Consider the following 22295-nt stretch of genomic DNA (forward strand, 5'->3'; position numbering starts at 1 on the left):
CAACTTCGCCCGAGCACGGTTCACTTCATGTGCATCCACACACCCAACATGCCCCCGAACAGGACCGCGAGACAGACGTAACGGAGTCCTACTAGGCGTCTGGCGCGTTGGGTGACGAGCGATGACTGGTCTGCCCTAGACGATGCTGCTAGGGCAGCCGCCGTGGGCCAGTTCCGTCTGGCTGTCGTTCAGGTTTTCGCCGCTGTGGGGGCCGGTATCGCCCTGACCTATACCGCCCGTACGTTCCGGCTCACTCGACGCGGCCAGGTCACGGACCGCTTCACAAAGGCACTGGAGCGGCTGAGTTCAAGCGAACCGTATGTGCGTCTCGGGGGAGTCCTGGCGATGGAGCAGATCGTTCAGGATGCGCCGGATCAGGGCGATCATGCGGCACGGGTCCTCAACGCGTTCGTGCGAGAACAGGCACCGGCCGCCGCGACGACGCCAGTTGCGGCGACGCAGTTGGTGAGGAAGCCAGATGAACAGGTGCAGGAGGCTCTGCGCGCGCTTACGGTGGCACGCTCGCGGCGCGGTGGCAGGCGGGCGCCCGTGGATTTGGCTGGTCTCCATCTGAGAAAGGCACAACTAGCGGACGCCTATCTGAACGGTGCTCTCCTGGAGGGCACTACTCTCAGTGAAGCGAACCTGCGCGGCGCGCGACTGAAGGGCGCCGATCTCAAGGGCGCCGATCTTAAAGGGGCGGATCTTACAGGCGCTGGTCTCAAGGGCACCGATCTGACCGGCGCTGACCTGTCCACGGCATTGGGTCTGACTGTCACCCAGGTCCTTCAGGTCAAGAGTTTGCTCGGGTGCCAGCTGCCGAATGCCCTAGCGGCAGACAGCTCAGTTGCCGCACGGCTTACCACGAGTGAGTGAACGGCACCCGCCTCAAGCCTTCATTCCGCCTCGGCCGGCTGTGGGCCGGAGGCACCGGAAATCAGGCTTCCAGCGCCCAGTCCGCGATGGGCTCCGGCAGGCGATCCAGGACCTCCGTGCGAGTGGTCAATTCGCGCAGATTCTGCCAAAAGCGGCGTCGGATCATCTGTGGTGTCGTGGCGTGCAGCTCGGCCAGGCGCTGTTCGAGCCGGGTGACCACTCCTGGACGGGTCGCACCGGTGGCCCGCCTGCTGGCGGGAAAGTCGGTTTCGGGCAGCAGTCGCTGCAGGGGAAATGCGGCCAGGACATCGTCTGGCATGGCGGCGTTCACCGAGAAATAGGCACCTAGGTCGATGGCCTGCTTCTGCTCTGCGGGGCTTCCGAGGAACCAGTGCAGGATGATCCCTGGATGCGGGTGACTGGTGAGCAGGTCCATGAGTGGGCCGGTGCGCCCGCTGCTGTGCACAGAGAGAATGACTGGTTCGTCGCGCGCAGCGGCGAGGATCTGGGCGAGGACGGAACGCTGCGTTTCGAAGTTGCCACGTCGGTCGAGCCCGACCTCTCCGATGAGACAGGTCTGCTGCAAGGTGGTCCGGAACTGCTGTGTGTTGAAAGCCTTAAGGGCGGTAGGCACCGCTGGATGTACACCGGTGCCCCAGACCAGGGTGGTATCCCGGCGTCGGATGGCATGGCTCGTCTCGGCCGGTGTACGGGACATCGCGAATACAACGGCGCCGTTCAGTGCCTCGACCTGAGGGGCAGTCACGTCAGGCGCAATATGAGCGTGGCAGTCCAACGCAGGCAGTTCGTTAGGGAAGAGGGACACGGCTCAGTTCCTGAAGGCCGCGCTGACACAGGTCCGCGACGGCGTCGAAGTCGGTCTCGGAAGGCAGATCACCCAGGGCGAGGATATCTATCTCGTCGATGCCACGGAGGACGGCCTGTTGGACATCCAAGACGTCTCTGCGGCGGCGCCTGAGCAGCGACTCCCGCGCAGAACCTGCAAGATGCTCGACGAGGTAGATGGTGCGGTCCTGGCGAGGGCCGACGGTGAACGAACCCCGGCGGACCAGACAGGCCACGCACAGCCCGCAGTTGAAGTTGGCGTTGCCACCCAGGTAGCGGGCTCCGTCGAGTTTGCCGCACGACACTGTCGCGGCGGCCACGGCGAGGAGCGCGTCGCCGACTCGGTCGTGAGCCCGTTCCAGCAATTCTCCCTTGGTGCAGTGGAGATAGGGATTGCCGACCGTGACGGGGATGTCCACGGCGGTCAGGAGCGCATTGAGACGGCTGAAGGTTCCGGGGTGGGTGGACCGAGTGGTCAGGGTGCCCCCGCGGGCGGTGGTTAGCGGCGGATTGATGCTCGTGAAACCGTTCTCCGGCACCGTGACCTGTGGGCTTGAGACGGTGGCCGCGGTCGCGGCTGCGAGCGCGGCGAACAGCAGGCTCCGGCTCCGCGAGGTGGGTTCACCAGGGGTGCCGTTCTGGCGGATCTTGATGCTGTGGTGCCGCAGGCGATAAGAGGCGTGACTTCGCAGCCAGGATCCGGCAGTGGTCTGCGCGCGGCGTACCGCGGTGCTGCCGTCGTGGTGGCTGAGGTGGATCCGTGCCCTTCCGTCCGGAAGGTGGTCGACGGCGCCGCACAGCGAGTCGAGACCGCCGCTGAGAAGCATCACGTCGTCGGCTGGTGGGGCGGGCGTGAGGGTCCGGTCGGTGGGGGTGGCGGGCACGGCGTGCAGATGCCAGACATCACCGGTGAGCCAGTGCAGGAGCTCTTCGGTGAGCTCGCCGGGTGCGCTGTTCCAGGGTTCGGGATTGACCGTGTGGGCAGTGAGCTCGATCGTTCTGACGAAGGTGGTGGGACGGGGAGTTCTGCGGTCGGCGAGATACGCCGAGACGGCGACGCGCACGAGGTCGGCGGCTGCCACAGGGACAGGGCCGATCAGGTCGAGGTCCCATCCAAGAGTGCCAGCCACCTCCGGGGTGGGGCTGTTGGCGGAGGTGCGAGCCCAGTGCAGGTGCGTGGCGGAGCGTTCATGCTGCTGAGCGTCGTGCGGCAGTACTTCGATAGCGGTTGTCATGAGCGTCGCGCGCGGAGCATGCGCAGTGCCTCCCCGGTCACCTCGGCTGCTGTTGCGGTGAACTCCCGCACGGTCATGCGTCGCGTGTCGGGCACGTTGATCTGTTTCAGGCGACGCTCCAGCCAGGAGCGGACCAGTCGTTGTTTTCCGATCGCTTCCTGCGCGGTCAGGTTGCCTTCAGCCTTTTGCGATCCGAGCTCGACCAGGGACAGCTCGTAGATCCATTCAGTGACGAGTCCCCGCAAGGCGTCCTGCTGTACGAGTGGTTCAGGATCGACGAGGACGGCCTTGACATATCTTGTGGCAGCCTTTCGTAGAGCAGCCTCGTCGGGGTGGCCTGCGTCGCCGAGGACTGCCTGCAGGATGCGGGAGACCTGCGCGAGCGGGCGCAGGCTGCGCAGTTCGGTGAGATCCAGGCCGAGTTCTTGCAGGCTGGCTGCGTCACCGTTACGTAGCGCGTAGGCGCCGGCCAGGGCAGCAGCGCCGCGGGCAGAGCCTTTGATGACTTGGCGTCGTGATCCTGCGCCGGCTCTTCCGGTGGGTATGCGTGTCCCTCCGGCCCCTCCTCCCCCGCCGCGGCCGCCCCTGGGGGAGGTCAGCAGGGCGGAGAGCGGGTATCCGCTGGCGGGTGGACTTCCGTGGTCCGCATCATCTTTGTGCAGTGCCGTAGACAGCGCGCTAAGGAGGTTGTCGAGGAGCTGCTGCTGACCATCCGTGGTGTCGGGCGGGTTTTGGAGGCCGGTGCCGGAGGGCGAGGAGCTGGGCAGAGCGTCGAAGGCGTCATGGGCTTGCTTCCAGTCCGCGCTGCCGCTGCCTCCGTAGGAACCGGAAGTACCCATCAGCTTTTCCGCTCCACCGTGACCTGCGCGATTTCCTGCGTCGCCGGCTCGATATCGGTGGCCTTGGCCAGCCGGGGAATCAGCGCCTGCAGTTCCTCGACGCCGCTGTTGTCCATGTCGACGATGGCGCCAGGACCGAGGTATTTGCGGATCTCCCACAGTCCCTGTGCGACAGCTGGACGCAGCTGGGGGGTGTGGATCGCGATGTGCGCAAGTGATTCGGCCAGCGGGTCGGTTTCACTCTCGCGGCGCGCCCGCTGAACCAGCGCATCGACGACGGCCTGTTGGTCGGCGATCAGCGCGGCCACGATCTCGACCTGGGCATCACGTCGGTGAGGTTCGGAGGCACTGGCCAAGTCGCCCACCCAGGTGAGCTGTTGCTGAGTCAAAGAGGCTGCGGCGGTGAGGCTGACGAGGGATGCGGCCAGACTCAGATAGGGACCGATCGGAGCTGTGGTCAGGTCAGGGTCGGATGCGGCCCATTCCTTGCTGTCCTCAGTGACCTCGGCAGGCTTGTCCTTCTGTTCGTCCCGCCCCCAGGCCTGCCAGCGTTCCAGCAGCTCGACACGCTGAGCCTCCTGAAGTCGGACGAGGGTCTCGAAGTCCTTGGCGTGGCTGTCTTCCAGCAACATGAGCTTGGCGATCACCGAGGGGTCGATGTTGATGCCGTGCCGTTCGGCAATCCGAGTGCGGAGCGCGAACGCGTTGAGGAATCTCTTGATGCTGCGAGGGCTCCCCGAGCGGTGTGCGGCCAGACCTGCCGCGAAGCGGCTGGCCAGCCCCAGGGTGACGGCGTCGGGCACCCACGGCAACTCCTGCATGTCGGCCAGGACGGGTGAGCGTCCTAGAGCGCGACGTTGCTGCGCGTGAGTGACCAACTGCCTGTAGTGGTCTTCCTGTTCGCAGCGGCGTTGAGAAAGAAGAAGAGCGATGAAGGCACCTGCTTCGTCCGTGCTGATGCGCGGCAGCGACAGCGGCAGTTGGACAATCTTCTCCAGATAGCGGAGCGCGAACTGGTCACCCCGCCCTGTGGCGTCAAGGCTGACAGCAATGGACTCCCGCACCATCTCCTGATCGGCCGCCAGGACGAAGGCCACCTTCTTGACCGACAAGAACAACTTGATGGCTTCCAGGGTGGCCATCACTGCATCTGGCAGGCATCGGTCGAGGTCGTCCACGAGGACGACCAGACGCTTTAGAGACCCCAGGCCCTGCAGCAGCTTGGCGAACTCACTGCGGAATCCCGCCAGGTTCTTCGCGTCCTCCCTCGGCTGCGGAGTGAACGCTTTGACGAGCTCTGCGGTCTGAGCCACCAGTTGGCCGCGGGCCATGCTGGCCGCGACACGTGCCCAACTGATGCGCTCCAGAAGCCCTTTAACCGGACCCTCAAGCTTCTCCTGCTCTTCCGGGTAGGCGGTTAGCAGGTCCTGCAATACTTCACCGACGACGGCGCCGCGTACGTCGAACTGGTCGTCGAACTCCCACGGATCGAGGCGGATGACGCGATAACCGTCCTCCCCTTCCAACGCACTCTTCAGGAGGCCCAGGACGGTGGATTTCCCTCCGCCCCATGGAGCGTTAATCCCAATGGTCACGGGGTCCAGAGACGCCGACTGCAGGGCAGCAACGACAGTCTCGACGATTGAGGTGAACCCCAGGAGGTCATCCGTGGTGGGGTTGTCGTCCCACAATTGCAGTTCGCTCATCAGGCGCCCCCCGGCAGGCCGATCCTCGCGCTCCCCGTCTCGCCTCGTCAGCCGGGCAGATCTCAACGAGCCGAACGGCAGGTAGAGCAGCGCCGCCACGGCAGCGGGCCTAGGTGTTCGAACGCATGCAGAAGACTCTGATGTCAGCCTCACTGCACATCATCTTCATCAGGACCATGCTTATCACAGCGCTGATGTGGCCCGAGGACGCGACACGCCGCCCGGCACGTCGTCGTATCAGGTCCCCGTCTACCCAGGACCCCCGCCGGAGCAAGCCGACGGAGGTTCTCACGTGTTACGAACAATCACAGGCGGGTCACCAACCCGGCGGACCCAGCATCCCCTCCAGGGAGCAGCACCAAGGCGCTCCCGCTACGGCCACCCACACCTTGTGGAACTTCCACAAGACGACAGGCCGAGCATCAAGTCCCCGTACCGGCGTGTGACTCGGTCACTCGCCAAGTCGAAATCCGTCCGGTGGCCACCCAGCCTGCAACGACCGCCCTACCGCCACAAAGGCAGAACACTAACCCTGCCTGACATCTGATGACGCGTCAGTAGAGTTAGCAAAGGGTTAGCAAGAGTCCTGCCACAGCCACCCACAGACGGAGACACCGTGGAATGGCGCAGCACCGCACATCGGGCGTGCAACGCGCCCAGCCGCCCTCCCGCACACGACGGAACTGCGGAAGACAACGCACGGCGGCGAGTCATCACCCGTCACCGACCAATCAGCCGTTTCCGCAGGTCAGCGCACCCTTCCCCGCGGCTTCAGACGCGTCACCGGCAGGTCTGGAGCCGGCAACGGGCCCCCGTCGTACCCCTTCACCTCGCCGAACCGTGTCCCTTCCATCCAGTCCCGGCGGGCCTGTACGATCTCCTCCTGCGACCGTCCGATCCAGTTCCAGAACATGATCAGTTCCTCCTCGAACGGCTCGCCGCCCAGGAGCATCAGGTTCGCGTCCGACTCCGCACGCAGGGGCAGTTCGCTGCGGCCGCAGCCGAGGTAGAGCATGGAGCCGGGGAGGACGGGGACGCCGTCGACACGGGCCTCGCCGGACATCGACAGCACGGCGTACTCGAAGTCCCGCTCCAGGGGGAGGCGTACGTCCGCGCCCCGGGCCAGGGCCAGGTCGGCGCCGACGATCGGGGTGTAGGCCGTGCCCGGTGAGGTCGCGCCGTCGAGGTCGCCGAGGATCAGCGTGGCCGTGAGGCCGGGTGCGGTGACGACCGGCAGATCGGCGTGGTGCTCGAAGCGCGGCTCGGTGTGGCGGTGAGCGTCGGGGAGTGCGACCCAGAGCTGTGCGCCGTGCAGGAAACGGGCGTGGTCTCGCGGGCTCTCCTCCGAGTGACTGATGGCCCGGCCGGAGGTCATCAGGCCGAGTTCGCGCGGGCGGATCGTCTGGAGGCTGCCCGTGGAGTCGCGGTGCAGTACCTCTCCTTCGTGCAGCCAGCTCACGGTCTGCAGACCCATGTGAGGGTGCGGCGGCACCTGCATACCGGGCTCGTCGGCGATGTCGTCGGGACCGTAGTGGTCGACGAAGCACCAGGCGCCGATCATCCGGCGGCCGAGGTTGGGCAGCAGTCGGCGGACCTCGCTTGACTCGCCCAGCTTCACCCGGCGGGGGCTGAGGAGTTCACGCACCGGCTCCGCCACCACGAAGCCACGGCCACCGCACAGGGAGGGGGCCGCCTCGCGCTCAAGATTGCTCATGGCGCACAACCTAGTCCGGCACGAGGGCCTGCGTCAGCGTCACGTTCGGGCCGCGCCGCGGGCACCCTGAAAACAGTAGCCAGGTCGTCCACGGACTCCTCCAGCAGATCCTCCGTCCCCTCGGCGGCCTCGACGGCCAGCGCACGCGGGAACTCACGCGCGAACTGACGGCCCTGCTCGACGCACCTCTTGAACCCTTCAGCGAGAACGAGGCGCAGCAGTCATGACCTCGGCCACCACCACACCCCTCGTCGATCCCCGTGTCATCGCCCCGGCCCGCCAGGCCCTCCCCCTGACTCCCCCCGACACCTGCCGGCGGAATACCGGACGGGCGGATTCGGTTGTCGGCCTCGAAGGAGGCCCCGAGTGAACACCACGCAGGACACGACGTACTACGCCCACGGCACCCCGGCCGAGCGCTGGGAGCGCGCGCAGCTGTTCTTCGACGCCAAGGACTACGCCGCCGCCGCGCGCGTCCTGGCGGGGCTGGTCGAGGAGGTGCCCGAGCAGACCGGGCCCCGGCTGCTCCTGGCGCGCTCCTACTACCACTCCGCCCAACTGCGCCGCGCCGAGGGCGAGTTGCGGACGATCGTCGAGCGGGACCCCGTGGAGCACTATGCCCGGCTGATGCTCGGCCGCACCCTCCAGCGGCAGAACCGGCACGAGGAGGCGGAGTCGCACCTGCGGATCGCCTCGGCGCTCGCGGGTGACTTCGAGGAGCGCTGACCCGGGCCGTGACCGAGGATGCCCGGCTCCGAAAGGAGCCGGGCATCCGTGCGCCGGGGTTCCGCTACCCGGCCGGCGTCCCGTACGACCGCCGCCCCCGCCGGTGGGCGATCTCCCCCAGCAGGATGTCGACGGCGAGGAACGCCGCCAGCGGAATGCCGAACAGGGGCAGGAAGTACCCGAGTACGGCGATGCCCGCGAGCAGCGGTACCAGGATCTGCGGCGGGACCTGCTGCCAGGCGCCGCGCGGGACCGGGCGGCCGAAGGCGCTGCCGCGGCCGCGCTGCCACCACATGCGGTAGCCCCAGACGATCAGCAGGATCAGGGACAGCGCGAGCAGCATCAGGGCGATCTGGTTGGCCAGGCCGAAGAGGATGCCGGTGTGCAGGTCGATGCCCCAGCGGGTGAGCTTCGCGAGCACGGGGTGGTCCGCGAAGCGCAGCACGTCGACGACCTGCCCGCCGGCCGGGTCGACGGCGACGGCGTCCTGCTTCGACGGCCAGCTGCGCTGCACCTGCCTGACGACGTACGCCGAGTTCGCGTCGGCGGGCGGGACGATCTCCACCGGGTCACCCAGCCCTTGGGCTCGCGCCTCCGCCAAAACCTTGTCCAGGCCCACGCCGTGCTTGGCGTCGCCCGCCTGCCCGGCGGCGGAGTCGTGGCCGTGGTGCTCACCGCCGGCGGACGCCGAGACCGACGGCGTGGCCTGGCCCAGCGTGGTCCGCAACTCGTCGATGTGGGCACCGGCGTGGGCCGACCAGGTCAGACCGGTCGCCGAGAGGAAGAAGAACCCGGCCGCCGCCCACACGCCGACACTGCCGTGCAGCCCGAGGGTGCGGCGCCGCCCCTTCGTCCCCCGTACCTTGCGCAGGGCACGGCGGCGGGAGAACCACAGCACCAGTCCGCCCGCCGAGATGACCCCCAGCCAGCTGGCCGCCAGCTCGCTGTACAGCCGCCCCGTCTCCCCCAGGTGCAGATCCCGGTGGAACTCGTCGATCCAGGTGCGCAGGGGCAGCGCGCCGGTCGAGCCGTACTGTTCGAGGGAGCCGCGCACCTTCGCGGTGTACGGGTCGACGAACACGGCGAGCGTGTGGCCCTCGCCGACGCCCGGGACGCCGGACAGCATCACCCTGGTCGTCGCGTCGGCCTCCGGTGAGGGGCGTACGGCCGAGATCGTGCCCTCGGGGTGGGCCTTGCGGGCGGCGGCCACCTGCTCGCTGATCGGCAGCTTGTCCCCGCCCACGGGGACGGTCATCTCGTGGTCGTACACGAGCTTCTCGGCCTGGAAGGAACCGGCGTATAGCAGGCCGGTGACGGCGGCGACGAGGAGGAAGGGCGCCACCAGCACCCCGGCGTAGAAGTGCAGGCGGAGGATCAGCGGGCGCAGGGGTGCCCAGGCGCTCTTCGACGGTGCCGGGGCGGCTGGTTGGGGGGCCTCGTCCGTGGTGGTCGGGGGAGCGGTGGTCATCGGCGGGCTTCTCCGGGTGATGTCTTCTGGGCCGTTGCGGTCTCGGCGGTGGCCGTTGCGGTGCAGTAGTCGGGGCAGCGGGGCGTTGAGTTCCCGGAGAACCCATGTGACGTGCATCACGTGGGAGCGGTGGGTGCCGTGCCATGCTGACGCGATGGGAACTCCGGACGATCGCGCACCCCTGGCCGAGCGGGTCGGGCAACTCCTGGAGCGGGGTCTGCCGTTGGCCATCGTCGCGGCCGGTGACCCGGTGCTGAGGCGCGGCACCGAGCCGTTCGACGGTCAGCTGGAGCCCGCCCTGCTGGCCCGCTTCGTCGAGGCCCTGCGGATCACCATGCGCGCGGCGCCCGGGGTCGGTCTGGCGGCGCCGCAGGTCGGCGTGCCGCTCCGGATCGCCGTGATCGAGGATCCGGCGCCGGTACCGGAGGAGGTGCGCCTCGTCCGCGGCCGGGTGCCGCAGCCGTTCCGCGTCCTGGTCAATCCCTCCTACGAGCCCGTCGGTGACGTGCGGGCGGCGTTCTTCGAGGGCTGCCTGAGCGTGCCGGGCTGGCAGGCGGTGGTGGCGCGGCACGCCGAGGTGCGGCTGACCGGGCAGGACGAGTACGGGCGAGCCCTGGACGAGGTGTTCTCGGGCTGGCCGGCCCGGATCGTGCAGCACGAGACGGACCACCTCGACGGCGTCCTGTACCTGGACCGCGCCGAGTCGCGTTCACTGTCCTCCAGTCAGGCGATGGCGGAGCGCTGGGCGCAGCCGGCACCGGAGGAAGCGGCGCGGGAGCTGGGCTTCGAGCTGCCGTAGCGGGCAGTTCCGTCCGGCCGGAATGCGGAGGCGTCCGTCGGGGCGCCTCCGCTGCCATGACCGCATGTCTACGCCCACTGGACCCGGCCTCCCCGGGCGGAGGTCCTGGCCGCGGTGGGCACGTACCCGGGCGCGGTCGTCATGGTCACGCACGACGAGGGCGCCGTCGACGCGCCGCGGCCGGACCGCGTGCCGCTCCTGCCGGAGGCGGAGGAGGACCTGGCGAAGGAGGACCTGTGGGACGGCGAACACCGTGGGCTGGTGGTGCCCCGCCGACGCGTGATTCCAGGCTGCGCCGACCGGGGCGCCGACCGATCGGCAGGTCACGCGTCCCGGTAGGCCTCCAGCAGCCGCAGCCACACCTCGCTGATCGTCGGGTACGACGGGACGGCGTGCCACAGGCGGCCGACCGGGACCCGGCCGGCGACCGCGATGGTCGCGGAGTGGATGAGTTCGCCGACGCCGGGGCCGACGAAGGTGACGCCCCGCAGGATCTCGTCCTCGATGTCGACGACCATGCGGGCGCGGCCCTGGTAGCCGTCGGCGTACAGGCCGGCTCCGGCGACGGTGGACAGGTCCACGTCGACAGCCCTCACCCGGTGGCCCGCCTCTTCCGCCTCGGCCAGGGACAGGCCCACGGCCGCCGCCTCCGGGTCGGTGAAGACGACCTGGGGGACGGCCGTGTGGTCGGCGGTCGCGGCGTGGGCGCCCCAGGGCTCCGCGAGGAGGGCCTCCCCAGTGGCCCGCGCGGCGATGGCGGCGCCCGCGATGCGTGCCTGGTACTTGCCCTGGTGGGTGAGGAGGGCGCGATGGTTCACGTCGCCGACCGCGTACAGCCAGTCGTGGCCGGTCACGCGGAGGCTGTCGTCGACGGACAGCCAGGATCCGGGGGCGAGGCCGATCGACTCCAGGCCGATGTCGTCGGTGCGCGGGGCGCGGCCGGTGGCGAAGAGGATCTCGTCGGCTTCGATGCGGTCGCCGGTCTCGGTGACGGCCACGACCGTCCCGTTCTCCCGGGTCACCGACTCCACCGAGGTGCCCGTGCGGACGTCCGCTCCGGCCTCGCTGAGCGCCTCGGCGATCAGCTCCCCGGCGAAGGGCTCCATTTTGGGGAGCAGGCCCTTGCCACGGACCAGCAGCGTGACCTGCGAGCCGAGGGCCTGCCAGACCGTGGCCATCTCGGTGGCGACCACGCCGCCGCCGATCACGATCAGCCGACCGGGGATGGCCTTGGAGCTGGTGGCCTCCCGGCTCGTCCACGGCTTGACGGCGTCGAGCCCGGGGAGGCCGGGCAGGGCGGCGCGGCTGCCGGTGCAGACGGCGACGGCGTGCCGGGCGGTCAGGACGCGCTCGCCGCCGTCGGGGCCGGTGACGGTCACCGTGCGCGGGCCGCTGAGTCGGCCGTGCCCGCGGTGGAGGTCGGCGCCGATGGAGTCGAGCCAGCCGACCTGGCCGTCGTCCTTCCAGTCGGAGGTGTAGTAGTCCCGGTGGGTGAGGACCGCGGACGCGTCGAGGGGGCCCTGCACCGACTGGCGCAGGCCCGGCACGCGGCGGGCGTCCGCGCGGGCGATGACCGGCCGCAGCAGGGCCTTGCTGGGCATGCACGCCCAGTAGGAGCACTCGCCGCCGACCAGTTCGCTCTCCACGACCGCGGTGGTCAGTCCGGCGGCGCGGGTGCGGTCTGCGACGTTCTCCCCCACGGGCCCGGCACCGAGCACCACGACGTCGTACACGTTGGTTTCCGTTTCCGTCATGGGGTCAGTCTGGTGGGTGGTGTGCGCCCTGGCCACATGGGTAGGGGCGCGGAATACGTGTCCGGTCGGCCGTGTTGTGCCGACGGCTTGACCCCACTGCAGGAAGAGGGATGTACGCCATGAGCAGCACCGTGGAGCTCACCAAGGAGAACTTCGACCAGACGGTCACGGACAACGAGTTCGTCCTGATCGACTTCTGGGCCGACTGGTGCGGGCCGTGCAAGCAGTTCGCCCCGGTGTACGAGAAGGCGGCGGGTGAGAACCCTGACCTGGTGTTCGGCAAGGTGGACACCGAGGCGCAGCCCGAGCTGGCCGCGGCCTTCGGTATCCAGTCCATCCCCACGCTGATGATCGTCCGTGACCAGGTCGCCGTGTTCGCCCAGCCGGGGGCCCTGCCCGAGGCCGCCCTGACGGACGTCATCGGGCAGGCCCGCAACCTCGACATGGACGAGGTGCGCAAGTCGATCGCCGAGCAGCAGGCCCAGGAGGGCCAGCAGGCGGGCTAGCGGACCCCCGGGGCGGCCACCTGGAGCGGGGCCGCCCCCAGGAGCGGCCACCCCCTCCCTAGAAGGGGTACGGGGCCACGTCTCCGCGTACCGTCGTCCAGCGCAGGTCGGTGAAGGCCTCCAGGTTGGCCTCACCGCCGAAGCGGGCGCCGGTGCCGGAGGCGCCGACTCCGCCGAAGGGTGCCACGGCCTCGTCGTTCACGGTCTGGTCGTTGATGTGGACGATTCCGGTCGGGATGCGCTCGGCGAGGTCCAGGCCGCGGGCCGGGTCCCTGGTGACGATGCCCAGGGAGAGGCCGTAAGGGCTCTGCGCGGCCAGGGACGCCGCCTCGTCCGTGGTGGTGAAGGAGCGGACCGGCGCGACGGGTCCGAAGACCTCCTCCGTGTACGCCGGGGTGCGGTCGTCGACGTGGGCGAGGACCGTCGGCCGGTAGAAGAGCCTGTCGTGGGTGCCGCCGGCGGCGAGCTTTGCGCCCGCGCCCGTGCTGGCCTCGACCAGGCCGCTGATCTTGTCGAGCTGGCCCGAGTCGATGATGGGGCCCAGGTGGACCTGGTCCCGGTACGGATCGCCGACGGCGAGAGAGTCGGCCTTGGCGGCCAGCCGCTCGACGTACTCGTCGTAGAGGGACGCGTGCACCAGGTGGCGTCCGGTGGTCATGCAGATCTGGCCCTGGTGGAAGAACGAGCCCCAGGCGGCCGTGGAGATCACCGCGTCGAGGTCGGCGTCCTCCAGCACGATCATGGCCGAGTTGCCGCCCAGTTCCAGGTGGGCCCGCTTGAGGTGGCGCCCGGCGGCCTCGCCCACGGCCCGTCCGGCGGCGGTGGAGCCGGTGAAGGAGATGACCGGCACGCGCGGGTCGGCTACCAGGGCCTGTCCGGCGTCCGGGCCGCCGGGGAGCACGTGCAGCAGTTCCTCCGGCAGGCCCGCGGCGGCGAAGACCGCGGCGAGGGACAGCCCTCCGCAGACGGCCGTGCGCGGGTCCGGCTTCAGCAGGACCGCGTTGCCCAGTGCCAGGGCCGGTGCGACGGAGCGGATGGACAGGATCAGGGGGGCGTTGAACGGCGAGATCACGCCCACCACACCGGCCGGGACGCGGCGCGTGTACGACAGGCGCGGCGCCTCGCTGGGCAGGACCTGGCCGGCCGGGCGGGAGGCGAGCGCGGCGGCCTCGTAGCACTCCTGGGCGGCCACGTGCAGTTCGAAGTCGGCCTTGCCGGGGACCGAACCCGATTCGCGGACGAGCCATTCACGCAGTTCGTCGGCGTGTGCGGTGAACAGGTCGCCCGCCTTGCGGAGCACGGCGGCACGGGCGAAGTGCGGGGTGCGTGCCCACTCCCGCTGCGCGGTGGCGGCCCGCCCGGCGGCGGCCCCGACGTCCTCCGGGCCGGCCAGGGCGAGGGTGCCGAGGGCCTGGCCGGTGGCGGGCTCGGTCACGGTGTACCCGGGCCCCGCGAGGCGGCGGGGCTGCCAGGTCCTGGTGTCGAGCAACGGCATGACGGCTCTCCGATCGATCGTCACCGGCTCACGGGGTTGATGGAACTCCCGTATGTGCGCGGCCGGTTCGGCGGTCACATGGCGGGACGCGCCGGGCGGGCGCGGCGGTGTGCCGCGGCCCGCACAGGAATGCGCCCCCGTTTTGTTGAGCATGCAACATCCTAGCCGTGCCGCGACACGAAAACCTGGTCCCCCGCCGCCTGTCGGCCGGGTGAGTGCCGAGGCGTCAGCTCGATTCGCGGTGCAGCACCGTCGCCCCCAGCACCTTGTGCGTCTCGGGTTCGGTGGCGGGCTTGCGTACCGCGCGGTCGACCAGTTCGGCGAGTTCACGGCCGCAGGGCAGCTCCAGACGGACCGTGCTCAGCCGGGGCCGCAGCAGCCGCCCGAGCACCAGGTCGTCGGCGCCGACCACGGCCGTCTCCTCGGGGATCCGGACGCCCTCGTCCAGCAGGGCCCGCATGAGCAGCATCGCGTACTCGTCGTTGTAGGTGAACACGGCGTCCAGGCCCAGGGTCCGCCAGCGGGCGGCGAGGCGCGCCGCGGCCTGTTCGTCGTAGGCGAGGGGCAGTTCGGTCACCGTGGCGTCCGTGCCGCGCACGGACTGGCGCACGCCGTCGAGGCGGGGCGCGGAGAACGTCTCCAGGCCGGGCTCCTGCGGGACGACGACGCCGATCCGCCGCCGACCGCGGTCGTAGAGGTGGGCGCCCGCGCTGTGGCCGACGACGTCGTGGTCCATGAGCAGGGCGTGCGCGCCCTCGATGGTCTCGGGACCGAGGGTGACCACGGCCCGCGCCCCCGAGCGCTTGAGCACCGCCACCCCGCACGGGCCGAGTCCGGAGCCGGGCACGAGCACGGCCACGGGCCGCAACTCGGCCCAGGCGCGGGCGGCTTCGTCGCCGTGCGGGTCGCCGGTGCCGTGCTGCACGACCGTGTAGTCGAGGGCGGCGAGCGAGTTCTGGAGGTCGGTGAGGAACCGGCTGTAGAGCGGGCCGACGGGGAAGGTCGGCGCCGGGATCAGGACCATGCGGCTGTGCCCGGCGCGCAGGCTGCGGGCCGCCGCGTGCGGTACGTAGCCGAGCTCCTTCGCCGCCTCGTGCACACGGCGGCGGGTGGGTTCGCTGATCCGTACGGCGCTGGTGTTGTTGAGGACGTAGGAGACGGTCGCGCGCGAGACGCCGGCCAGGCGGGCCACATCGGCGCTCGTGGGCACGGAGCGCGACGGTGCGGGGGACGGGGGCGCGGGCGTTTTCGGTATCTGCACCATGACGTACGGCATCTTGGCAGAAGCCCCAATGCGCGCCTTCGGCGGGGGAGTTGTGAGGAAGCGGTGAGCGGTCACGGCGATCAGCGAGCGGACCTCAGCGGGTCGGGGCCGTACCCGTCACCCGGTCGACCAGGTCGGTCCACGCGCCCTCCAGGCGGGCCATGGGCAGACCGCACTGCTTCGTCAGGTGGTGGATCAGGGCCGGGTCGAGCTGGCCCATCAGCGCGTGGGAGAGCAACTCGCAGTCGGCGTCCGGGGCCGCCTGCCGCAGCAGCATGGCGACGTGGTGGCGCAGCACGCTGCGGGCGGGGTTGGTGAAGCGGCGGGGCGCGCACGGCTCGGCGGCCAGCTGGAGCTCCAGATCCTCGGCCGACCGGCGCAGCATCGCGCAGCCGAACGCCCGCAGCCGCTCCACGGGCTGCGCTCCCGGCCCGAGCGGCGGCGGACCGGTGAGGAACGAGGCCTGGAACTTCTTCTCCGAGTGGTCGAGCAGCGCCGTCAGGAGGCCGGTACGGTCACCGAACCTGCGGAAGACCGTGCCCTTGCCGACGCGGGCCTCGGTGGCCACCGCCTCCATCGTGACGGCTTCCGCGCCGCGCTCCGCCACCAGCCGCGCGGCGGCCTCCAGCAGCCGGGCGCGGTTGCGCGCGGCGTCGGCCCGCAGGCACGGCTCGTCGCCCTCCAGGGCGGTCCTCAGCTGCACCAGCTCAGGGTGGCCGACGGACTCCTGGGGCGTCGGAACGGGGGGCGGGACGGCGGACATGAAGCCAGCGTAAAGCATCGGGAACAAAACTGGACCACGGTCCGGTTTGATGCTACAAAGTTTAAGCGGACCCCGGTCCGGATCTTCAGCAGCCTTCGAATCAGTGCCTCAGATGTGGGAGTCAGCATGTCCGTTCGTATCCTCGCCCTCGTCGGCAGCCTCCGCGCCGGTTCACACAACCGCCAGCTTGCCGAGGCGGCCGTCAAGCTCGCCCCCGAAGGTGCCGAGGTGGACCTGTACGAGGGTCTCGCCGAGATCCCCTTCTACAACGAGGACATCGACGTGGAGGGCAGCGTCCCGGCCGCAGCCGCGCGGCTGCGCGAGGCGGCGAACGCGGCGGACGGCCTGATCCTCTTCACCCCCGAGTACAACGGCACCATCCCGGCCGTCCTGAAGAACGTCATCGACTGGCTGTCCCGCCCGTACGGCGCCGGTGCCCTCAGCGGCAAGCCGGTCGCCGTGGTCGGCACCGCGTTCGGCCAGTACGGCGGTGTCTGGGCGCACGACGAGACCCGCAAGTCCGTGGGCGTGGCCGGCGGCAAGGTCCTGGAGGACGTCAAGCTGTCCATCCCCGGCTCGGTGACCCGCTTCGCCGAGACCCACCCGGCCGACGACGCCGAGGTCGCCCAGCAGCTGACCGAGGTCATCGCCCGGCTGCACGCTGACGTCTCGGAGCCCACCGCGGCCTGACCGTCCTCACCCCGCATCCACGAAAGGGGCCGCGGCCGGCAACGGCCGCGGCCCCTCCGGCATGCCCGAGCCGGGTCGCCGACGGCCGCCCGGGCCGTTCAAGCGACCGCCGTAGGTGCCAGGACCCGCAGTTCCTCCAGGGCCGCCGCCACCGCCGGCCGGGCGTGCCCGCCGCCCCGGGTGCAGGTCAGGAGCTTGCGGTGGGGGTTGCCGGTGCAGCGCACCCGGGCGATCGGCAGGTGCGGGGTCAGATGGGCCAGGCGCGGGATGAGGGCGACGCCGAGCCGGTGGGCCACGAGGTGGGCGCTGACGTTCCAGTCGAGGGCGTGGTGGACGACCTCGGGGGTGAACCCGGCCGCGCCACAGGCGGAGAGGACGTGCGGACGGCAGGGACTGTCCTCGACGGGCGCGATCCACGCCTCCCGCGCCGCCTCGGCGAGATCGACCCGGGCCCGCCCCGCCAGCCGGTGTCCTTCGGGTACGACGAGGTCGAACGGGTCGTCGAGCAGCGGCTGCTGGTCGAACCGCGGGTCGCTCAGCGGCGGGTTGTGCGGAGTCGCCTCGACGACGGCCAGGTCGGTGCCGCCCTCGAAGAGCAGATCGAAACTCTCCGGAACGCCCGCCTCGGTGATCCGGACGGACAGCCGCGGATGCCGCTCCCCCAGCCGGGCCGCCATCGGCGCCAGCAGCACCGAGACGGCCACCGGGAAGCCGGTCACGCGCAGCACCCCGGAGGGCGCCCCGCAGTCGACCCGCAGATCCAGTTCCGCCTGGTCCCAGCGGGCCTGGATGGCGTCGGCGTGCGCGATCAGACTCTCGGCGGCCGGGGTGAGCCGCACCCCGCGCCCCTGCGGCTCCAGCAGGTCGACGCCCAGGTCCCGGGCGAGCTGCCGGACCTGCTGGGAGGCGGCGGACGGGGTGAAGTGCAGGGCTTTCGCGGCCGCGGTGACCGTGCCGTAGTGGGCGACCGCCCTCAGGACGTGCAGTCGGCGCAGGTCAATCATGAAGGCCAGCCTTCACAGTGACATCCGGAAAGTCAACCTGGACGTGTACGGACTGCCGGACGCACCCTGGCTGTGTCGCGACGGTCAAACCAGCCACGACGTACGAGGAGTCAGCCATGCCCAGCACCGACGCCACCGCCTGCCCGCACTGCGGCTGGCCGGACCGGGGCGAGCCGTTCCGGGTGCTGTCCCGGCACGCCACCGCGACGGGCCACACGGAGTGGACGCGCTGCGGATGCGGCTCGCTGCAGGTCCGGGTCGCCGACGGCCGCGGCACACGCGTCGTCTCGCGGAGCGGACCGGCGGACGGACGGGTGGCGCGAGCCGCTGAGCGCGGCACCGGGGCTTCCCGAAGCCACCTGGCACCGTGACACCGGTCATGACGGGTCGGGACGGGTCACGTCGGGTCGGGCGGGGTCGCGACGCGTCACGAGGGGCGCGTCTCGTCTCGAGAAGTCGCGACGCGTCACGAGGGGCTATGCCGGGTCACGACGGGTCATGCCGCGCCCTGCCGGGTCACTACCGGACACGACCGGTCAGGGGCAGTCGTACGCGAAGCCGGTGGTGGCCGTGCGCGCGGTCCCGGAGAGGATGCGCAGCTCGGCCTCTGCCGTGTGGTTCCCCGGCCCCTGGAAGGTCCAGCGCAGGTGGAGGCGAGCCTGCCGCTGACCCCGGACCAGCACTTCCTTCAGCACGCCCGAGGCGGTGCCGTCGCTCCGGATCCAGCGGTAGGACAGCGTGCCCGGGCGGCCGTTCGTGGTGACGAGGCCGACAAGGTCCGCGGTGCCGTCACATCCCAGGGCCGTCGGCCGGGCCGTGACCGTCACCGTGGTCACCCTCAAGGGCGGGCCGAGGCGCTGCCAGGCGAGGAACGCGAGGACGCAGACCACGACCAGCGCGGGCAGGGCGTGCCTGCGCAACCGCCGGTGCCGGGGCGCGGGAGGCGGCGGTACGGCGGGGAGCGGCGGGTGGGTGCGCTGCCGGGCGGCGGCGGTCACCCCCGGGCCGAAGCGCAGCACGCTTCCTTCGACCCGGTCGGGGGGCGCCGGCCACGCCGGTCCCTTGTCCGCGGCCGGCCGCTCGACGCGGGTCTCATCAGGCCCGGGTCGCTGGATCCAGTGGCTGGCGAGCACGGTGGCGCTGTATTCCGCGTCGTCCGGGCCGGGCCGGGCACTCGGGGCGGAGCCGTCGGCCGGCCTTTCGATGAGGCCTTCCGTGGGACCTTCGGTGGGGACTGCTGTGAGGCCTTCCGTGGGGCCGCCCGTGGGGCTCTCGATGGGGCCATGGAAGGGGCCATCGAAGGGACCATCGGTGAGGCCGAGTACCCGGGTGCGCTCACCGGCGGCGTCCAGCACTTCTGTCCGCTCGTCGGCCGGCTCGGGCGTGCGGTCGTCGTCGTGTGCGGTCATCTGAGGTCGCACCGCCTGGTCAGGAGTTCCTGCGAGGCGCCGCCGTCGGCGGCGGCGGGGGTCGTGGTGGCCTGCACCGTCCAGTAGCAGCCGAGGGTCTGGAAGGTGTGGTCGACGGTGAGGGTGTACTGGGTGGCGCCGCTGCGCTCGAAGGTCTGGGACGCGCCGTCCGGGGCGCCCGGCTGCCCCGCCGTGTTTCCCGTGAACCAGGAGACGGTGATGGAGACCGGGCCGGTGCCGTCCGTGGTGACGCCGAGGGTCGCCGTGGCGGTCGTGGGGCCCGTCTGCCGGAAGGCAGACACGGCGACGTCCTTGACGGCGGGACCGGCGGGCGGGGCCGCGGTGGTGGGCGTCGGCGTCGCCGCGGTGGTCGTCGCACCGGGCGCGGCCGTCTCCTCGCCGCCGGGCGGGGTGGCGGAGACCGGGGGCGCAGCGGTACCGGTGGCCGAGGGGGCCGAGGCCGACAGGGCGGGGGACGGCGATGGGCCGTCCGACGTGCTGGGGGTGGCGGACGGGGACGGGGAGGACGTGGCCGGGGAGGCGGAGGCCGCCGGCCCCGCGGCGGACCCGGTGCCGGTGGTGGCCAGGGCCTGCGCCGCCCGTTGCGCCGCGGTGCCCGGGTCGTACGGCAGTCCGTACGTGAGGAGGGCTCCGAGGACCACGGCGGCGGCGGACACGAGCAGTCCGGGGCGGCCGGGCAGCCACGGGTGCGCCCGGCCGGGGTCGGGCGTCCGGCTCAGTACCGTCCGGGCGGTGTCCGTGGTGCTCCGGGGAGCGTTGCGGGCCGAGGGCAGGAGCAGCGGGAGCAGGGCCACCAGCGCGGCGAGCCTTCCCCGGCCGCGTTCCTCCCAGTCGGGGCCGTAGGCGGTGCCGGCGACCGCTTCCAGTTCGGCGACGAACGCCTCGGCCTGCACGGGCCGTTCCGCCGGGTCCTTGGCCAGACCGCGCCGCACCAGTTCCCGCACCGCCTCCGGGGCCTCCTCGGCGGGGACGGGCGCGTCGAGGTGCCGCAGCGCGAGTTCCGCGACGTTGTCGCCCGCGAACGGCTTGTGGCCCGTCAGGCACTCGAAGAAGGTGGCCGTGGCCGCGTACACGTCGGCGGCCGGGGAGGCGGGTGCGCCGGTCCACTGCTCGGGTGCCATGTAGGACGGGGTGCCCGCCACGCCCGCGCTGGTGCCCGCGTCCACCGCGATGCCGAAGTCGACCAGCTTGGAGGATCCGTCCGGCGCGACCAGGACGTTCTCCGGCTTGTAGTCGCGGTGGACGACCCCGACGCGGTGTGCGTCGGCCAGACCGAGCAGCGATCCCTTGAGGACGACGAGCGCGGCCTCGGGAGCGAGCGGGCCTTCCCGCCTGAGCAGCGTGCGCAGCGGGACGCCGTCGACCAGCTCCATCACGATGGCGGCGCCGTCCGGGCTTTCGACGTACTCGTACAGCCCGGCGACATGAGGGCTCCCCAGCCCGCCGAGCAGCCGCGCCTCCGCCCGGAAGTCGTACACGAAGCCCGGCCGGGTGCGCAGCGACTCGCTGAGGTACTTCACGGCCACCGGCACGCCGGTCTCCTCGTGCACGGCGAGGACCACCCGCCCGCTCGCCCCCGACCCGAGCTCAAGCGACTCGGTGTACCCGGGCACCGCCCATGCGTTCATGTCCCGTCCCCCCAAAGCGGCCGCTCCCCAGCGGCCGGTCACGCTCGGACACCCATGATTCGGCCACTGCGGTCGCATGGCCAGAAGTACGCGCCAGGCGTACCCGGACCGTGACAGAGGCCGGTACGGCTGTGACGGACGGCGGGCCCGGCGGTCCGACGACGCCCCCACGGAGCGGGCAGGAGCCGGCCTCTCCTGCCGTGCGCGTCCTGCCGGCCGCTACGCTGACCGCCGAGCCGGCGGCGGGCGTGCGCTCTCCGGCTCCCTGCTCACCGCGGCGCACCCCGCCCGGCCCCGAGGCACCACCCGCCGGACGGCGGGCAGGTTCCGCCGTCCGGCGGCACCCGCGGCCGGGGCCACCGGGCCGACCATGGCCGTCCGAGCCGCCGCGACCTCGCGTGAGGAGACGCCATGACGCACGTACCTCCCCCGTTCGACCCCGAACTCGCCGCCGCCCTGGAGCTGATCAAGGACATGATCAGCCCGGGGCTGACCCTCGACGAGATCGCCGAGGTGCGCCAGGGCCCGGGCATCCGGATGCTGGCCGATCTGGATCTGACCATGGGCGGGGCGTTCGAGGTGGAGGACCGGCAGGTGCCGGGGCCGGAGGGCGAGCCGGACATCTCGCTGCTGATCTGCCGCCCGGCCTCGGCGGGGTCCGCCGGGCCGCGCCCCGTCATCTACCACGTGCACGGCGGCGGCATGGTCATCGGGAACAACCGGGTCGGGGTGGACGTCCCGCTGGCGTGGGCACAGGCGCTGGACGCGGTCGTGGTGTCCGTGGAGTACCGGCTGGCGCCGGAGCACCCGCATCCCGCGCCGGTCGAGGACGTGTACGCCGGGCTGCTGTGGACGGCGGATCACGCGGCCGAGATCGGCGCCGACCCCGAGCGGATCGTCATCGCGGGTGCGAGCGCGGGCGGCGGGCTGTGCGCGGCCCTGGCCCTGCTCACCCGGGACCGCAAGGGGCCGCGGCCGATCGGGCAGGTGCTGATGTGCCCGATGCTCGACGACCGCAACGACACGCCCTCCACCCACCAGATGGCGGGCCTCGGAGTGTGGGACCGCACCGCCAACGAGACCGGCTGGACCGCGCTGCTGGGCTCGCGCCGCGGCGGCCCCGACGTACCGGCGTACGCGGCTCCGGCCCGCGCCGAGGACCTGACGGGGCTGCCTCCGGCCTTCCTCGACGTCGGCTCGGCGGAGACCTTCCGGGACGAGGTCGTCGCCTACGCGTCGCGGATCTGGCAGGCCGGCGGGGTGGCCGAACTGCATGTGTGGCCGGGCGGCTTCCACGGTTTCGACGGGTTCGCGCCTCAGGCCGCGGTGTCGCAGGCGGCCCGCGGGGCGCACGTGGCCTGGCTGCGGAGGCTGCTCGGGATGTGAGGGCCGGGGGCGGCGGGCCCCGGTGCGGCAGTCCAACACCCACGGCCGCCCTACACCGCACCATGGGCGGCACATACGGCCCGGCACGCCGCTCGGGACCCGAGGGCCCAACGCGGAGAACCCCGGTGCGGCAGCCCAACACCCACGGCCGCACACCGCACCATGG

Annotated in this window: 20 protein-coding genes and 1 pseudogene; 8 read left to right on the plus strand and 13 right to left on the minus strand. The window is 71.3% G+C overall.

Annotation, left to right across the window (positions count from 1 at the left end; translation table 11 throughout):
- Positions 1 to 162 precede the first annotated feature (162 nt).
- Positions 163 to 876, plus strand: a complete 714-nt coding sequence (locus ACFY9S_RS37295; protein WP_391137954.1) for a pentapeptide repeat-containing protein — start codon at positions 163 to 165, stop codon at positions 874 to 876.
- Positions 877 to 937: 61 nt separating this feature from the next.
- Here ACFY9S_RS37295 and ACFY9S_RS37300 read toward each other — a convergent pair whose 3' ends face one another.
- The 5 genes from ACFY9S_RS37300 to ACFY9S_RS37320 all read right to left on the minus strand — a co-directional run bounded on the left by ACFY9S_RS37300 (position 938) and on the right by ACFY9S_RS37320 (position 7216).
- Positions 938 to 1702, minus strand: coding sequence for a TatD family hydrolase (locus ACFY9S_RS37300; RefSeq protein ID WP_391137957.1), 765 nt, complete (start codon positions 1700 to 1702; stop codon positions 938 to 940).
- Positions 1686 to 2957 carry a hypothetical protein gene (locus ACFY9S_RS37305; RefSeq protein ID WP_391137960.1) on the minus strand — a complete coding sequence of 424 codons (1272 nt, stop codon included), beginning with the start codon at positions 2955 to 2957 and terminating at the stop codon, positions 1686 to 1688. Before ACFY9S_RS37305 ends, ACFY9S_RS37300 begins: the two co-directional genes overlap by 17 nt.
- Positions 2954 to 3796 (minus strand): hypothetical protein, encoded by an 843-nt coding sequence (locus ACFY9S_RS37310; RefSeq protein ID WP_362238435.1) that lies wholly within the window; start codon positions 3794 to 3796, stop codon positions 2954 to 2956. Before ACFY9S_RS37310 ends, ACFY9S_RS37305 begins: the two co-directional genes overlap by 4 nt.
- The gene (locus ACFY9S_RS37315) at positions 3796 to 5601 is read right to left on the minus strand and encodes a P-loop NTPase fold protein (protein WP_391137963.1); all 1806 of its coding nucleotides are present in this window, start codon (positions 5599 to 5601) and stop codon (positions 3796 to 3798) included. Before ACFY9S_RS37315 ends, ACFY9S_RS37310 begins: the two co-directional genes overlap by 1 nt.
- Positions 5602 to 6250: 649 nt before the next feature.
- On the minus strand, positions 6251 to 7216 hold the full coding sequence (locus ACFY9S_RS37320; RefSeq protein ID WP_391137966.1) for a pirin family protein: 966 nt from the start codon (positions 7214 to 7216) through the stop codon (positions 6251 to 6253).
- A gap of 366 nt (positions 7217 to 7582) precedes the next feature.
- Here ACFY9S_RS37320 and ACFY9S_RS37325 point away from each other — a divergent pair, with 366 nt between their 5' ends.
- Positions 7583 to 7942, plus strand: a complete 360-nt coding sequence (locus ACFY9S_RS37325; RefSeq protein WP_391137969.1) for a tetratricopeptide repeat protein — start codon at positions 7583 to 7585, stop codon at positions 7940 to 7942.
- Between the two features lie 64 nt (positions 7943 to 8006).
- Here ACFY9S_RS37325 and ACFY9S_RS37330 read toward each other — a convergent pair whose 3' ends face one another.
- Entirely contained in the window at positions 8007 to 9410 is a 1404-nt protein-coding gene (locus ACFY9S_RS37330; protein ID WP_391137972.1) for a PepSY domain-containing protein, read from the minus strand.
- A 154-nt stretch (positions 9411 to 9564) separates the two neighbouring features.
- Here ACFY9S_RS37330 and ACFY9S_RS37335 point away from each other — a divergent pair, with 154 nt between their 5' ends.
- Positions 9565 to 10209: a peptide deformylase gene (locus ACFY9S_RS37335; RefSeq protein ID WP_391137975.1), complete on the plus strand. Its 645-nt coding sequence runs from the start codon at positions 9565 to 9567 to the stop codon at positions 10207 to 10209.
- A 77-nt stretch (positions 10210 to 10286) separates the two neighbouring features.
- A pseudogene (locus ACFY9S_RS37340) lies at positions 10287 to 10473 on the plus strand (ABC transporter ATP-binding protein); the annotation flags it as partial.
- Positions 10474 to 10532: 59 nt separating this feature from the next.
- On the opposite strand, the gene ACFY9S_RS37345 reads toward ACFY9S_RS37340, so the two are convergent.
- Positions 10533 to 11963 carry an FAD-dependent oxidoreductase gene (locus tag ACFY9S_RS37345; protein WP_391137978.1) on the minus strand — a complete coding sequence of 477 codons (1431 nt, stop codon included), beginning with the start codon at positions 11961 to 11963 and terminating at the stop codon, positions 10533 to 10535.
- A gap of 119 nt (positions 11964 to 12082) precedes the next feature.
- Here ACFY9S_RS37345 and trxA point away from each other — a divergent pair, with 119 nt between their 5' ends.
- On the plus strand, positions 12083 to 12469 hold the full coding sequence (trxA, locus tag ACFY9S_RS37350) for a thioredoxin (RefSeq protein ID WP_062930599.1): 387 nt from the start codon (positions 12083 to 12085) through the stop codon (positions 12467 to 12469).
- Between the two features lie 58 nt (positions 12470 to 12527).
- Here trxA and ACFY9S_RS37355 read toward each other — a convergent pair whose 3' ends face one another.
- The 3 genes from ACFY9S_RS37355 to ACFY9S_RS37365 all read right to left on the minus strand — a co-directional run bounded on the left by ACFY9S_RS37355 (position 12528) and on the right by ACFY9S_RS37365 (position 15991).
- Complete coding sequence (locus ACFY9S_RS37355) at positions 12528 to 13964, minus strand: aldehyde dehydrogenase family protein (RefSeq protein ID WP_391137981.1); 1437 nt, start codon at positions 13962 to 13964, stop codon at positions 12528 to 12530.
- Between the two features lie 226 nt (positions 13965 to 14190).
- The gene (locus tag ACFY9S_RS37360) at positions 14191 to 15240 is read right to left on the minus strand and encodes a substrate-binding domain-containing protein (protein WP_391137984.1); all 1050 of its coding nucleotides are present in this window, start codon (positions 15238 to 15240) and stop codon (positions 14191 to 14193) included.
- 82 nt (positions 15241 to 15322) lie between these two features.
- The gene (locus tag ACFY9S_RS37365; protein WP_391137987.1) at positions 15323 to 15991 is read right to left on the minus strand and encodes a TetR family transcriptional regulator; all 669 of its coding nucleotides are present in this window, start codon (positions 15989 to 15991) and stop codon (positions 15323 to 15325) included.
- A gap of 126 nt (positions 15992 to 16117) precedes the next feature.
- Here ACFY9S_RS37365 and ACFY9S_RS37370 point away from each other — a divergent pair, with 126 nt between their 5' ends.
- Positions 16118 to 16681: an NAD(P)H-dependent oxidoreductase gene (locus ACFY9S_RS37370; protein WP_391137990.1), complete on the plus strand. Its 564-nt coding sequence runs from the start codon at positions 16118 to 16120 to the stop codon at positions 16679 to 16681.
- Positions 16682 to 16779: 98 nt separating this feature from the next.
- On the opposite strand, the gene ACFY9S_RS37375 is transcribed toward ACFY9S_RS37370, so the two are convergent.
- Positions 16780 to 17685, minus strand: coding sequence for a LysR substrate-binding domain-containing protein (locus tag ACFY9S_RS37375; RefSeq protein WP_391137993.1), 906 nt, complete (start codon positions 17683 to 17685; stop codon positions 16780 to 16782).
- A gap of 116 nt (positions 17686 to 17801) precedes the next feature.
- On the opposite strand from ACFY9S_RS37375, the gene ACFY9S_RS37380 reads away from it, so the two are divergent.
- On the plus strand, positions 17802 to 18056 hold the full coding sequence (locus ACFY9S_RS37380) for a hypothetical protein (RefSeq protein WP_391137995.1): 255 nt from the start codon (positions 17802 to 17804) through the stop codon (positions 18054 to 18056).
- Positions 18057 to 18221: 165 nt separating this feature from the next.
- Here the strand turns inward: ACFY9S_RS37380 and ACFY9S_RS37385 are convergent, their stop codons facing one another.
- Both ACFY9S_RS37385 and ACFY9S_RS37390 read right to left on the minus strand, forming a co-directional pair.
- A complete protein-coding gene (locus ACFY9S_RS37385; RefSeq protein WP_391137998.1) occupies positions 18222 to 19094 on the minus strand; it encodes a hypothetical protein in 873 nt (290 codons plus the stop codon).
- The gene (locus ACFY9S_RS37390; RefSeq protein WP_391138001.1) at positions 19091 to 20743 is read right to left on the minus strand and encodes a protein kinase; all 1653 of its coding nucleotides are present in this window, start codon (positions 20741 to 20743) and stop codon (positions 19091 to 19093) included. The genes ACFY9S_RS37385 and ACFY9S_RS37390 overlap by 4 nt, the downstream gene beginning before the upstream one ends.
- Positions 20744 to 21154: 411 nt before the next feature.
- Here ACFY9S_RS37390 and ACFY9S_RS37395 point away from each other — a divergent pair, with 411 nt between their 5' ends.
- Positions 21155 to 22129, plus strand: coding sequence for an alpha/beta hydrolase fold domain-containing protein (locus ACFY9S_RS37395; RefSeq protein ID WP_391138004.1), 975 nt, complete (start codon positions 21155 to 21157; stop codon positions 22127 to 22129).
- Positions 22130 to 22295 lie beyond the last annotated feature (166 nt).

Source organism: Streptomyces sp. NPDC012474 (genome assembly GCF_042955185.1).
Classification (GTDB): domain Bacteria; phylum Actinomycetota; class Actinomycetes; order Streptomycetales; family Streptomycetaceae; genus Streptomyces; species Streptomyces cahuitamycinicus.